This is a genomic window from Dermabacter sp. HFH0086, from assembly GCF_000413375.1.
In the GTDB taxonomy this organism is placed as follows: domain Bacteria; phylum Actinomycetota; class Actinomycetes; order Actinomycetales; family Dermabacteraceae; genus Dermabacter; species Dermabacter hominis.
In genome coordinates, this window is sequence record NZ_KE340308.1 from 771064 (window position 1) to 783001 (window position 11938).

Below are 11938 nucleotides of genomic sequence, written 5' to 3' on the forward strand. Positions count from 1 at the left end.
CCGTCACTCTCTATGAAGAAAAGGCCGCTCCCCACCCGCGCCGTGCGGGCAGGGAGCGATTTTCTTTATGAAGTGGAACGGTTTGGTCGCCGCCCCGGCGGCGGGGCGGGATCAGCTGATGAGAGCTGCGAGCCTCTCGCGCTCAGCCTCAACATTCGCGCCCGCGCCTTCCGCAATCAGGGCGAGAGCAAGCGCCATGCCGAGTGCCCCCGGATCGGGAGTGCCGAGCACGCGATCGCCGAGGTAGCTCGAGCGTCCACGGCCGCCGGACATATCCTTCGTTGACTCCGCTCCATCGATGCCTGCCGCGATGGCCGCGGCGTCAAGGTCCTCAGCTCCCGAGCCGGCAACCGCCTCGAGAACATCCACGATTGTGCGATCGCCCGGCTCCGCGCCACCCACGCGCGTCACCGCGGCGCGGGCCTCCTTTACGCCCTCCACAAGTGAGGTGCCGTTCTTCGCGGCCGCCGCAATTTCCTGGAAGGCGAGGCCAAACAGCGGGCCGGAGGAGCCACCGGTGTCGTTGAGGAAGCCCTCCGCGATCGAATTGAGATCCGCCGCGAGATCGGCATCCGCCCCGCTCGCGTGCGCAAGAGTCGCCTTCGCCGCATTCGCGAGGTTCGTGCCCACGTCGCCATCGCCGGCCTTCTGGTCGATCTCATCGAGCGTCGCGCGGGAACTCTCAAACGTTTCCACGAAGGTCGAAAGCCAGTCCGACGCCTGCTTCGCCCCAGCCGACGCCTCATGTTCACCATCGCCTTCGCCAGCGTTTTCGGCCTCGCGGCCTGCATGCACGTCGAAGTCGTCCGGGAGGAGACGCGGCGAGGGCAGGGCTACCGTGTCGTGGGGCGCGCACACGTACTCGAGCCACTCCTCGTTGAGCGCGGTGAGCGTGAGCGAGAAGCCGGCCATGTCGAGCGCCGTCGTGTAATTGCCTGAGAACGCGACGCGCACGTTGACACCCGCATCCGCGAGGGCCTCGTGGGCCGCGGTCTGGATGTGCAGCAGTTCGAGCGGGGCGAGACCGCCAAGACCGTTGACGAAGAGCAGCGCGCCCGCGCTTGCCTCGAGCTTCTCGGCGAGGGCCTCGCGCAGCTCGGAAACCATGCGCTGCGCGAGCTTTTCAAGCGTCGGCTGTTCGATCGTTTCTTTCGCGCTCTCGCCGTGGATGCCCACGCCGTATTCGAGCTCGCCCGCGTTCACGTCGAAGGCGAGCTGGTCAGCGCCGGGGGAGGTGTGGGCGCGGCGCGCGACCGAAAGCGACCGTGTCGCGGCGACGACCGCGTCACCGAGCTCCTTGAGTTCCGCGAGGCTAAGGCCTGAGTCTGCTGCTGCGCCGAGGATCTTCTCGACTAGGGTCGTGCCGGCAATGCCGCGGCGGCCGACTGCACCCGAATCGGTGCCAAGGTCATCATTCACGAGCACCTGCGCGCTCTCAATGCCCTCCGCCGAAAGGCGCTCCGCGGCGATGTTGAAGTTGATGCAATCGCCCGTGTAGTTCTTGACGATGTGGAGCACGCCGCCGTCCTTTGCCACGGCGCGGCTCGCCTCGAAAATCTGGCGCGAGTGCGGGGACGTAAACACCTCGCCCGGCACTGCCGCGTCGAGGCCGCCGCGCCCCACGAATCCCGCGTGCATGGGCTCGTGGCCAGCGCCTCCGCCGCTCACGAGCGCGACCGTGCGCTCCGGGGCAGGCTTCGTAGCGCTCACGAAATGCGGGTCGCGCGACAGGGCGATCGAATCACCCGCCGCCGCAGCTATCGCGGTGAGTGCGTAGAAGGATGGGGATGCCGATTCTGAGTAAAACGCGGACACGAGAACACTCCTATGGTCGCTGTGCGCTGGTGGCCTCACGGTAACAATCGGCGCTTGACCGGTGCTGATGGCGTCGAGGAGCTCAACTGGCACGAGGGCTCACCGTGAGGAACGGTGGTGCGCTGAGGAGCGGCAAGCGTCGGACCGAAAACCCCACCGGAAAATCCAGCCGGAAAACCCCAGCCGACGCAACCCCACCGACAAAATTCCAGTTTTCCCGCAGGCTTTCTTTTGCGGAGAAAAAAATCTCGACTACCGTGGAGGCATGAACGACAATCTTCGCCCCATGCCCCCGCTTGCCCATGCCCCCGGCGCCGACCAACCCGACTGGTGGAAGAACGGCGTCGTGTATCAGATCTACCCGCGCTCGTTCGCCGACGCGAACGGCGACGGCATCGGCGACCTCCGCGGCATCATCAACCATGTTGACCACCTCGCCGCACTCGGCATCCAAACCGTGTGGCTCTCGCCGATCTACCCCTCGCCGCAAGACGATAATGGCTACGACATCGCCAACTACCGCGACATCGAACCGATGTTCGGCACCCTCGACGACTTCGACGAACTCATCGAAAAGCTCCACGCCCACGGGATCCGCCTCGTCATGGATCTCGTCGTCAACCACTCGAGCGACGAGCACGAATGGTTCGTCGAATCCCGCTCCTCGCGTACCAACCCGAAGCGCGATTGGTATATCTGGCGCGACGCTCGCGAGGTGGAGGGGCTGAAGCCCGGCGAACGCGGCACCGAACCCAACAACTGGGACTCCGCCTTCAGCGGCCCCGGCTGGCAGTGGGACGAGGAAACCGAGCAGTTCTACCTGCACATGTTCTCCCGCAAACAGCCCGACCTCAACTGGGAAAATCCCGAGGTCCGCGAGGCCGTGTACGACATGATGCGCTGGTGGCTCGACCGCGGCGTGGACGGCTTCCGCATGGACGTCATCAACCTCATCTCGAAGCCCGAAGGCCTTCCCGACGGCCCGCCCACGCAGGACGGCCTCGGCTCTGCCTTCGCGATGGTCATGACCGGCCCGCGCTTCCACGAATTCATGCAGGAAATGCGCCGCGAGGTCTTCGACCGCTACCCCAAGACGTTCGTCAATGTTGGTGAAACCCCCGGCATCACCGCCCACGACGCACTGCTCACCTCCAAGCCTGAGCGCGGCGAACTCGAAATGGTGTTCCAGTTCGAGCACGTCGGCCTCGAGCACGAAGGGCACAAGTTCAACCCGTCGCGCCCGCTGCCGCTTCACGAGCTCGCCGGCAACCTCGCCCGTTGGGATCGCGAAGTCGCCGAAGAAGGCGGCTGGAATTCCCTCTACTTCGAGAACCACGACCAGCCCCGCTCCGTGTCCCGCTGGGGCGACGACGACCCTGCGTGGCGTGTGCGCAGCGCGAAGGCGCTCGCGGGCATGCTCCACGCGCACCGCGGCACCCCGTACGTGTACCAGGGCCAGGAACTCGGCCAGGTGAACTTCCCATGGGAGCGTCTCGAGCAGTTCCGCGACATCGAAGTGCTCAACTACGTGCGCGAATCCGAGCAGTTCGGCCACGGCAGCTTCGCGGAACTCCTCCCCGGCATCAGCGACATGAACCGCGACAACGCCCGCACACCCATGCCCTGGACTGCCGCGGTTGATTCTGGTGCCGGCTTCGGTGAGAGCGAACCGTGGATCGCCGTGAACCCCTCTGCCGCTGACGGCGTCAACGCTGCCGACCAGGTTGGCGTAGAAGGCTCCGTGTTCGAGTTCTACCGCGCCCTCATCGCGCTGCGCAAGAGGGAGCCACTCCTCGTCTCGGGCGGCTTCGAGCTGCTCGGCCCGGTCGAAAGCATGGGCGAAGGCCTGCCGGGTCAGTCCGGCCCGTCGCGTGTCTGGGCCGTGCGCAGGTTCAGCGCGGGGGAGGGGTCCGACGCCTCCTCGCTCATCGCCGTTGCCAATTTCTCGCGCGAGGCCGTTGAGCTTAGTTCCGACGTGTGGCCCGAAGGCGCCGAGCTTGTGCTGTCGAACGTCGCAGACGGCGAGCGCGCCGGCGAGCAGAAACTTGGTGGATGGGAGTTCGCGCTGCTCAAGGCGTGAGCTTCTCACCGTTGAGGAATAAGGGGGGCGCCCGGCGGAATGAATCCGCCGGGCGCCTCCGTTTGCTATATCAAAAGCTATTTGGTCTCGCTGCGATGAAGATGCTTCCGCTAGGCGCTGAGAGAATCAGCTTAAAGCGAATATCTAACTGGATCAAAGGCGCTAATTGTGCGCTATCGAAGCATGATCTTGGTGAGAGACTGGCTTGATTTGCAGCTGATTTGTCACTCGTGCGTGACTTGCGCTATAGCTCCATGAAGGGTGAATGTGTAAAAGAAAGTTGCAAGCGCCCCCTGCTAACTCTTTCCATCGTTCACAATCGCGTCAAACAAAGCATCAATTGCACGCTTTCGCACGTCCGGTTGGTCGAGAGCGTTCAAAACGTTAGGATTGCGACTGAACTGTCGACCTGGGGCGTTCACGAACTCCTGTTTGAGGCGCAAAATCTCCTGACCTGAAGCCTTGTGCCCACCAATGACTTCGCCACTGTAGAGTTCGGGTCGCCCAGATTCCTCAAGCGGTGCATGCATCCGGTAATCGACATAGCTATCTTCAGGATGATTGAGAATATCGCGCGGGACGTCCTCGAACTGCTTGAAGGAGCCGCGGTTTAGATTGCTGTCTTGCCCGGTGAAGTTGGCAGCTCCGATGTTCGGGAAAAGGTTGCCTGGAAGCAGGTGGCCGGCATCGTCGTGAGGCGGACGCGTCCCGTGTTCTTTGGTATAAGCCTCCACTTCCTCCGGGGTATGCGAGATTTGCCCATTCTTCTCGACGAAACTACGACCGTTGTGGCCATCCTTACGAATCGGGTCATCGGAAGAAAAGGCGCGGTCTGTAAGTCCCCTCGCATCGGCTTCGCCAAGGACTTTCCCATCTTCATTACGGAAACTCCTTTGGATGTGTGCCTCCGCACCGTGATCCCACTGGAGGTACCCATGTCGAGATCGAGTTCCGATTTCATCTATAACCGTGGCCTCCGGGATGAGGTCGGAATCCGCAGCCACAGATGCGCTCCACTCTGGGGGCGGCACCGGACCGAGACGGGGTCCAACGGGACCGTCGGTGACAAGGTGCTCGATGACTTCGGAGTACTGAGTCTCAGGTAGCGCGGCGATGGAATTGTTCGGAGAGAACTTAAGCTTATCGGCGCCCAGTCGAAGATTCTCAAGAACGTGAGGATTCTCGAGCATTGCAGAGTGAAGATCTCTTACGGCATCTGGGCCGTAAATGTATCGAATAGATGCCGCATTCTGGCCGTTCCCCATGGCGTCATAAGCAGCCGCGAGGTCGGCACGCCGTCTCGAATTTGTGTACTCGATGTCAGTCATGAGCCTTTGCGTGGGCTTTTCTGCCTCGCGCCAGGCTTGGTCCATCTGCTCCCGGAGAGTGGGTGTCGGGTTGTTCCCGGGTTTCAGCGCCGGTGGGTCGTAGGCGGCTATTGTTTCGGTCCCGGGGTGAACTCCATTGGCCCCTGCCACGGGGGGCTCGGCGGGGATGGATGCCGAGTTCTGCACCTCTACACCGGTGCTCGGACTCACAGTGGAGGTCGAGTTAGTGCCCCGACTCCCGCCACTGGGGTGTGGTGTAGTGCCGGGAACTACATCGTCGGCATTCTTCAGCGCCGTCCTTCCTGATGCACCTGCGCCACTTCGTGCTGCAGGCTTTCCCGCAGCTCGAGCAGCCGCACTGCTTGCAGATTCGGCAACATCGCGAGTACCTGCTCTCACGCCAGCCTCTGCCATGTTCTTCGCGGCTCCGGCCCCGGCGGCACGTGCGGCGCCACCTGATCCGCCCGTGGCGACCGAGAGCAGTACGTCGGGCGCTAGATAACCAAGGGAGTGCCCGGGATCGTAGAGGAAATCGACGTACTTGCTACGGCCCCACGTCAAAGCGCGGCCGAGCAGCTGTTCATTCATGTACTTTCGATCTTCCGGACTTCCCACGAGGTAGGAGTTAAGGCTCCGGACCGCTGAAAAGAGACGGTCCTTATTCTGCCAAGCCTTCATACCTAAACCGAGCGCAATGCCGGCCGGACCGAACGCGCCGTAGGGGCCGACGAGGGTATTCGCCAGATCAATCGTGTCCTTGATCCAGTCCAATACGCCTCGAGCAAAAGCTTCCTTCGCTTCCGGAGTCGCCAGCGCGAGAAGCGCAGTGGCGAAACTGAGATCTCCCTGTGCGGCGCTCAAGAACCGTGAAGCGAGATCAGAGTCGGCGTCCTTCAGGTCACCGCGGAGCTTTTCGACCTCCGCCGCAAGCTCGGAGAGCTTCCGCTCGGCGGCGGCGATAAGTGCGTCACGCTCAGTGTTTGGTACTTCGTGTGTCTCGCCATCAGCGTCAGTCTCAGTGACGGTCTCCGGAAGTGATTCGGCGTAGCTGAGATCGGCGAGAGCCGATTCAATGTCTCGTTTGAGCGACTCCTTACGCTTCTCGAAATCGCTTAGCTTATCCGCGTATTCGTCCAGATTTTTCTTGGCCTCGGAAGTACTTCTTTGGAGTTCGGAGGCAATCTCGTTGGGCTGCCGCATCGCTGCGTGAAGCTTCGAAGCCTCGGGTGCAGAGTAAGTATTGCGCAAGCCAGACCAAATTTCAGTTGCAGAGCCCATAAGGTCTGCTGCGCGACTGCCGATCCATTTGATGTCTGCGCCTAGCTGACGAACGGTTTCCGGGCTATCGATATCCGGGAGGTCTGCAACGGAAATCATTTCACGACCTCCCCAGGAAAGTGAATAACCGGAATTGAGGCAATAGCATTTTTAGCTTCCTCGCTCATTTCGGTGTCGCCGGCCCTATAGGCATTGATTGCGTCAGCTGCCGCTCTCGTTGATTTTGAAGTCATGTTGCGTGTCGCGTTGACCTCACCCGTTACGAAATGCTCTAAGTAAGAGAGCACCGCCGTTTTGCTTTGGGGGCTGTGCTCAAAAGCAGCTGGCGTTGTATTTATTGCATTTTGCGTGTCCTTTGATGCTTCTTCCAGGTCAGACACTACTGCGGTCGTGTTTTCAACGATTCGTCTGGATGCATCAGGTTGGATATCGAATGACATGGTTGTGTCCCCCTTGGGAAGGTGCAGCAATGGCCGGCAGCCCTGCCGCCGCTGGGGCGGCAGGGCGTTGGTGGTGTGGTGGTGTTAGCCGATGTTGGCGACGGCGCTGGCGGCGCGTTGTTGGGCGCTGGTGGCGGTTTCGTCGTTTTTGCCCATGGTGGTCTTGACGAGGTTGATGATGCTCTTGACTTCGTTGGAGGCGCGGTTCCAGCGCTGTTCAACGTGGCGGTATTCTTCGGAGACGCCGTCGGCCTGGAAGTCGGCCATGGCGGTAGCGACCTGCTGGTCGCGCTGGGCGATGAGGCCTTCGAGGCGGCCGATGATGCCTGCGATGTCGCCCTGGACGGACTGGGAAACGCCGGTGTCAAACGAAATACGGTCGGTGGTGGGCATGAGAGTTCCTCTCTAGAAAAAGTATGTGTGGTGACGGGTGAGGGTCAGCGCTGGCCGGAGAAGCGTGCGCCGTCGAAGTTGGCCGAGCCCTGGGCGGAGGTGGCGTTGTCCATCGACTCCTGGTCGCCGGTCTGGAAGGCGGTGTCCATGCCGGACTGGCCCTCGACGATGCGGCCGAGCGAGGAGTTGAGGTCGGCGCTGATTTCGTCGGTGCGGCCCTTGAACTGGTCGAAGGCGGCGCGGCCGGCACCGTTGAACTTGCCCTCAAGCGGCTCAACCGAAGCGACGAGCTGCTGGACGAGGGTGCCCAAATCGTCGTTGGAACCCGCGGTGTTGGTGGTGAGGGTGGAAAGGGTCTGGTTGCCCATATCGAACTTCATGAATGCACTCCCTTGAAAGTAGTGGTGGGAGTGTGTGAACCACGGCGTCAGAGCGCGTGCGGTTCCCACGCTTCCCCTTGTGCTGTCCGGGACACACGTCCCGTTATCTGACCGTTATAAAGTACAGATCCGTCGTGTCGTGCACCACCCGAAGAGAAACCATTTTGCAAGAAATTTCCGCGATGTTCACCCGCCACCGTATGTTCACGCCAGGGCTGGGTGAAGCTGCACTCAAAACGCTGTCTTCGCCTATGAATTGCGCTTGAGATGCCGGCCGTTAAGGCAACGTTTTCCTCCAGCGGCGCATTGTTAGGAGACGACTAAGGCGTCGTGGCTCCCGCTGGGTGATGCCACTGCGGAGGCCGGTGTGCTTGGGGTGCGCTGCTTTTAGGCTTTCTTTTCGCGATACGGATTCGCAACCTGCGCCACGCTGGTCCACGTGTCGGGGGTGACGAGGAACGTGACGGCCTCGTTATCCCAGAACACGCGAGTTTCGATGCCCTTGGTTTCCGCGTCGTACGTGAAAAAGACGACGGCGATGTCGAAGGGCCGATCATGTGATCGGGCCTCCACATATCGAACAACAGGAACTTCGAGAATTTTGCGAGAGAACACGCCGTGAGTGAAGGCGCCGTTCTTCAAGTAGAAAATTGGATCGACTTGCTGAAGCGTGAGACCGTCGAGACCGTCGGCGACTGTGAAGACCGCGGTGAACGCATCCCACTCGGCAGTGAAATCTTGAACGTCGAGTTGGAGGGCTTCCGCAAGCTCCCGGAGACGCTTATCCTCGTCGCGAGAAAGGCTACTGCTATCGTGCGAGGGGTTTTGGGTCATTGCTTACGTAGCTCCTCTGCGAGTTCGAGGAGGTCCTGAGTGCTCACGGGTTGCTCGTCGCCTCCAAAATTATCCACGTAATTGTAAACGAATGTGTCTTGCTCGAGGTCGAACCGCACGACGAGGGTCGCTGCCGTGTCAATGTGCACCTGCTTTTCGAGGAAGACTTCTAGCAGGAGCTTACGCTGGTCCTTGCCGAATGCGAGGTTCACGGTGTAGGGATCCTTGCCCGCAAATTTGGCGAGCGAGGTGTCGAAAAATTCGCCTGTTTTCGTGTGAACGAGGAAGATCGTCAAGGATTCGAGACGATCCGTTTCTTCGAGACCCCTTCGCACGCAATATTCGAAACGCTCAGTGGGTGTCCCCGCCCAAGGTGCATGAATTGTAGTCATATGTGAAGTCTATCGATTTGTGAAGGGGCGATCTATCCCTGTTTCCTACGGATTCTTGACCAAGTCGAAGTGCAGCCAGTTCACTGAGCCGGACTCGAGCGCGTTGCGTTTGACCTCACTCAGGTTCTCGGCGCGGAAATCGATGTGCTTCATCGGAAGTTCCGACTTGGCCGGGTTGCGGTCGAAGATCGGGTGTTCACCGTTCGGCATGGCACCGTCGATCCTTAGCCACTGGTTTCCGGTCTCGCGGTCGTAGAAGTCGGCGATCGCGTGGTAGTTCTCCGGCCGTCCAGTGGGGTCGAGCGTAGCGCGTGTCGAGAAGTGTGTGAACGTATCTTCCTTCATGATCGCGTCCATCTGTGACGTCTCGATACCCCAAATCGTCTTTTTGTTGACGTCGGTGAATTGAGGTAGATAATTCCCAATTCCCGAGTTTGGTGCGTACATGTGTGTCATCATGTGGCCGGCCTCGTCGTTGGTGAGCTTTCCGATCTCTTTAATCCACTCACGTGCGGCCGGGCCATCCAGGCGCTTCACGGCGGTGAACTTTTCGAGAACAATAGCTTCAGTCTCCATGTAGTCCGGGTAAATCCGGTGGACAACTTTGTTTTGCCCGACTTCGACTGTCACTTCACGAAGGTTTTCGTTGACGTAATCAGCAACGTGAACCTTCGGGTCTGGAGCGTACCCGCGCGGACGATCGATTTTTTCGGGCAGGCCGCCTTCGGGAAGAAGCTCGTTCGACTTGGGCTTGTAGCCGCCTTCGTTTATTTCGTGGGTAAGGTTCGCATCGCGCCACTGTTTGAGCGGATCCCTTTCGAGGTTGTTCTTGAATTCGAACTCGGAACCATCGACTGTGTGGCGTTCGACGTATTTATCGAAACTGAACTGCTGATGCTCCGCCTTGATAGCGCTGTCGTCCAGTTTCTGAAGATACTCAACTCGATCATAATCCCCGTGCAAAGTGGCATCCTCAATCATGGACGCACGTGCACGCGAGGCGTAGAACTCGTTCGCCGGCATGCTGGGGCTCGGGGGAATGGGGGAGTCATTCACGTAATGGTGCCTTGCGAAACCAGAGTGTGGCTGAGGGGTGTGCGCTGAATCAATATTCTCGGTAACAGCGCCCAGAGGGCCTCCCTGATGGTATTTGTGAGCATCTCGTGATTCACGGAGCAGTCGGTCGTCTACACCGACGTTTGCGGCGTCGCGACCGTCGACGAAGGTGAGAGGTTCTCCTGAATTCCGTCCGAAACGATCCTTGATGTGTGGTCCATCAGCATTGTCAACTGCTTGAGTCGCGAAGTGGCTCTTGGCCGGAGCGCCAGCCCCAGAGTGGGCTGGATTAACGCTCTTGCTAGCGTCGATTGCCGAACGGTTGGGGTGTGTGTGAGCAGTTCGTTTACGGCCAGCCCTTGCGGCGTCATCGAAATGCTTAGTTGCACCGTGCGTTCCCGCTTTAGCGATTGCGTCGCCAGCGTTTCTGCCGGCATTCTTCGCGCTCCGGCGAGCAGCGGCACCAATGCCGAGCGTCGCTGCGCCTTTGGTTCCAACGCCTCCGGCTCCTTTGATTGCTGCGCCGGCGGCGGCTTTAGCCCCGCCCTTGGCGGCGAGTCCGGCGGTAGCCTTTGCAGTGGAAGTAACACCGATTTTGAGGGCGCCCGCACCCCCGCCAGTGAACACGGACGTGATGGCGTCAGGAATAAACCCGCCGATGTAATAAGCAGGGTCCGTCTTGAAATCGCGGTACTCGCCTGCTAACAGGTTCTTTGTCCCACGTAGGGCCGCCGAACCTATGTCTCGGGACCTGAACTTCATGAGGGCCCTAGCAACAGTGCTCTTCATTCGATCTAAGCCACCGTTTTCGAAGAGGTCGTCAAGCCCCCTCGCCGCTTTCAGAATTTCGTCGCGGTTATTCCACAGAAACTTAGCGCCCTTGACCTCAAGCTTTAGTAAATCACCGACGAGTAAAAAGGTGTCCTTTATCGAGTCCAGTGCACCCTGACGCAACCGCTCGAAGGGGTCATTGGGGGTCGCAGGCCCGCCTTTAGTCACATTTGTCGCGCTGCCGTCGAGCGTACTTGCGAGTGCCGAGTCGGCCTTGTCCATGTCATCTCGAAGCTTCTTCACTTCGTTCTCGAGGTGTTCGAGCTTGTCCTGGGCGTCGGCGATCGCTTCCTCGCGCTCTTCGTTCGGGACTTCTTCGTTTTCGCCGTCAGAGTTTTTCTCTGTCTTCGTTCTGGGCATAGCTAGGGCCCGTGCCATGGCAAGCTGAGCTGCCATGATTTCAACCTCTAACTGGGCTTTGCGAACGTGGAACTCGACAAGTTTCGCGGCATATTCATCAAGAGCGCGCTTGGCCAGCTTGGTACTGACCTGGAGTGCCGAGGCGAACTTGAGTGGTTCACGCATACCGTTGTACACGGCCTCTGCTTCGGGCGCGCGATAGGTGCCGGACAGGTTGTACCAGGTCTCCTGTGCAGAGGACACTAGGTCAAAAGTGCGCGTGCCGACAGACTCGACTTCAGAGGCGAGGCTGGTTACCGCGGCGGGGTTGTCGATATCGGGAAGCTCAAGATCCATTGGCGGTCCCTCCTGGCATGTCAGTGGCACCGATGCTCGCGCTGGCGCTCCCGGAGTTTGAACTCATAGTGGCATCACCTTGGCAGTATGAGGTGAGAGCTTCGATGGTGCAGTTGATCGTGTTGTAGGCCGTGCCTTGTGAAGCCTTGACGGACCCTTTGACGATGTCTTCCAGATAGGGGTTCATTGCGGATTGGCTCTTAGGGCTGTACTGGAGGGCGCTCCCGGTTGTCGAGATTGCGGAGTCAGCTTCACCGATGGCGATTTTAAGGTCATCGATAATGCTCACTGCGCTTTCAATTATTTGCCCTGAAGCTTCCGGATCGATGTCGTATTGCATCGACTACCCCCCAAATGTGCGTAGTAGTGGTAAGTCGCCCTGCCGCCGCTGGGGCGGCAGGGCGTTGGTGGTGTG

General features: G+C 60.0%; 10 protein-coding genes. 1 reads left to right on the forward strand and 9 read right to left on the reverse strand.

What is annotated here, in order from left to right; genetic code table 11:
- Window positions 1–111: 111 nt before the first annotated feature.
- Window positions 112–1815 carry a dihydroxyacetone kinase subunit DhaK gene (locus tag HMPREF1484_RS03375; RefSeq protein WP_016663625.1) on the reverse strand — a complete coding sequence of 568 codons (1704 nt, stop codon included), beginning with the start codon at window positions 1813–1815 and terminating at the stop codon, window positions 112–114.
- A gap of 265 nt (window positions 1816–2080) precedes the next feature.
- Here HMPREF1484_RS03375 and HMPREF1484_RS03380 point away from each other — a divergent pair, with 265 nt between their 5' ends.
- Window positions 2081–3895 (forward strand): alpha-glucosidase, encoded by a 1815-nt coding sequence (locus tag HMPREF1484_RS03380; RefSeq protein ID WP_016663626.1) that lies wholly within the window; start codon window positions 2081–2083, stop codon window positions 3893–3895.
- Between the two features lie 296 nt (window positions 3896–4191).
- On the opposite strand, the gene HMPREF1484_RS10835 is transcribed toward HMPREF1484_RS03380, so the two are convergent.
- The 8 genes from HMPREF1484_RS10835 to HMPREF1484_RS03420 all read right to left on the reverse strand — a co-directional run bounded on the left by HMPREF1484_RS10835 (window position 4192) and on the right by HMPREF1484_RS03420 (window position 11863).
- On the reverse strand, window positions 4192–6600 hold the full coding sequence (locus HMPREF1484_RS10835; RefSeq protein WP_016663627.1) for a hypothetical protein: 2409 nt from the start codon (window positions 6598–6600) through the stop codon (window positions 4192–4194).
- Complete coding sequence (locus tag HMPREF1484_RS11495; protein ID WP_016663628.1) at window positions 6597–6941, reverse strand: DUF6507 family protein; 345 nt, start codon at window positions 6939–6941, stop codon at window positions 6597–6599. The genes HMPREF1484_RS10835 and HMPREF1484_RS11495 overlap by 4 nt, the downstream gene beginning before the upstream one ends.
- Window positions 6942–7025: 84 nt before the next feature.
- A complete protein-coding gene (locus HMPREF1484_RS03395) occupies window positions 7026–7334 on the reverse strand; it encodes a pore-forming ESAT-6 family protein (protein WP_016663629.1) in 309 nt (102 codons plus the stop codon).
- 44 nt (window positions 7335–7378) lie between these two features.
- Window positions 7379–7714 (reverse strand): hypothetical protein, encoded by a 336-nt coding sequence (locus HMPREF1484_RS03400; protein WP_016663630.1) that lies wholly within the window; start codon window positions 7712–7714, stop codon window positions 7379–7381.
- A 387-nt stretch (window positions 7715–8101) separates the two neighbouring features.
- Window positions 8102–8548 carry a hypothetical protein gene (locus HMPREF1484_RS03405; RefSeq protein WP_016663631.1) on the reverse strand — a complete coding sequence of 149 codons (447 nt, stop codon included), beginning with the start codon at window positions 8546–8548 and terminating at the stop codon, window positions 8102–8104.
- Window positions 8545–8940 carry a hypothetical protein gene (locus HMPREF1484_RS03410; protein WP_016663632.1) on the reverse strand — a complete coding sequence of 132 codons (396 nt, stop codon included), beginning with the start codon at window positions 8938–8940 and terminating at the stop codon, window positions 8545–8547. The genes HMPREF1484_RS03405 and HMPREF1484_RS03410 overlap by 4 nt, the downstream gene beginning before the upstream one ends.
- Window positions 8941–8985: 45 nt before the next feature.
- Window positions 8986–11364, reverse strand: a complete 2379-nt coding sequence (locus HMPREF1484_RS03415; protein ID WP_147594884.1) for a hypothetical protein — start codon at window positions 11362–11364, stop codon at window positions 8986–8988.
- A 148-nt stretch (window positions 11365–11512) separates the two neighbouring features.
- Window positions 11513–11863: a hypothetical protein gene (locus tag HMPREF1484_RS03420; RefSeq protein ID WP_016663634.1), complete on the reverse strand. Its 351-nt coding sequence runs from the start codon at window positions 11861–11863 to the stop codon at window positions 11513–11515.
- Window positions 11864–11938 lie beyond the last annotated feature (75 nt).

Excerpts from the sequence above, each read along its gene's own strand:
- HMPREF1484_RS03380 (WP_016663626.1), top strand. The coding sequence starts at position 2,081 with ATGAACGACAATCTTCGCCCCATGCCCCCGCTTGCCCATGCCCCCGGC.
- HMPREF1484_RS10835 (WP_016663627.1), bottom strand. The coding sequence starts at position 6,600 with ATGATTTCCGTTGCAGACCTCCCGGATATCGATAGCCCGGAAACCGTT.
- HMPREF1484_RS11495 (WP_016663628.1), bottom strand. The coding sequence starts at position 6,941 with ATGTCATTCGATATCCAACCTGATGCATCCAGACGAATCGTTGAAAAC.
- HMPREF1484_RS03395 (WP_016663629.1), bottom strand. The coding sequence starts at position 7,334 with ATGCCCACCACCGACCGTATTTCGTTTGACACCGGCGTTTCCCAGTCC.
- HMPREF1484_RS03400 (WP_016663630.1), bottom strand. The coding sequence starts at position 7,714 with ATGAAGTTCGATATGGGCAACCAGACCCTTTCCACCCTCACCACCAAC.
- HMPREF1484_RS03405 (WP_016663631.1), bottom strand. The coding sequence starts at position 8,548 with ATGACCCAAAACCCCTCGCACGATAGCAGTAGCCTTTCTCGCGACGAG.
- HMPREF1484_RS03410 (WP_016663632.1), bottom strand. The coding sequence starts at position 8,940 with ATGACTACAATTCATGCACCTTGGGCGGGGACACCCACTGAGCGTTTC.
- HMPREF1484_RS03420 (WP_016663634.1), bottom strand. The coding sequence starts at position 11,863 with ATGCAATACGACATCGATCCGGAAGCTTCAGGGCAAATAATTGAAAGC.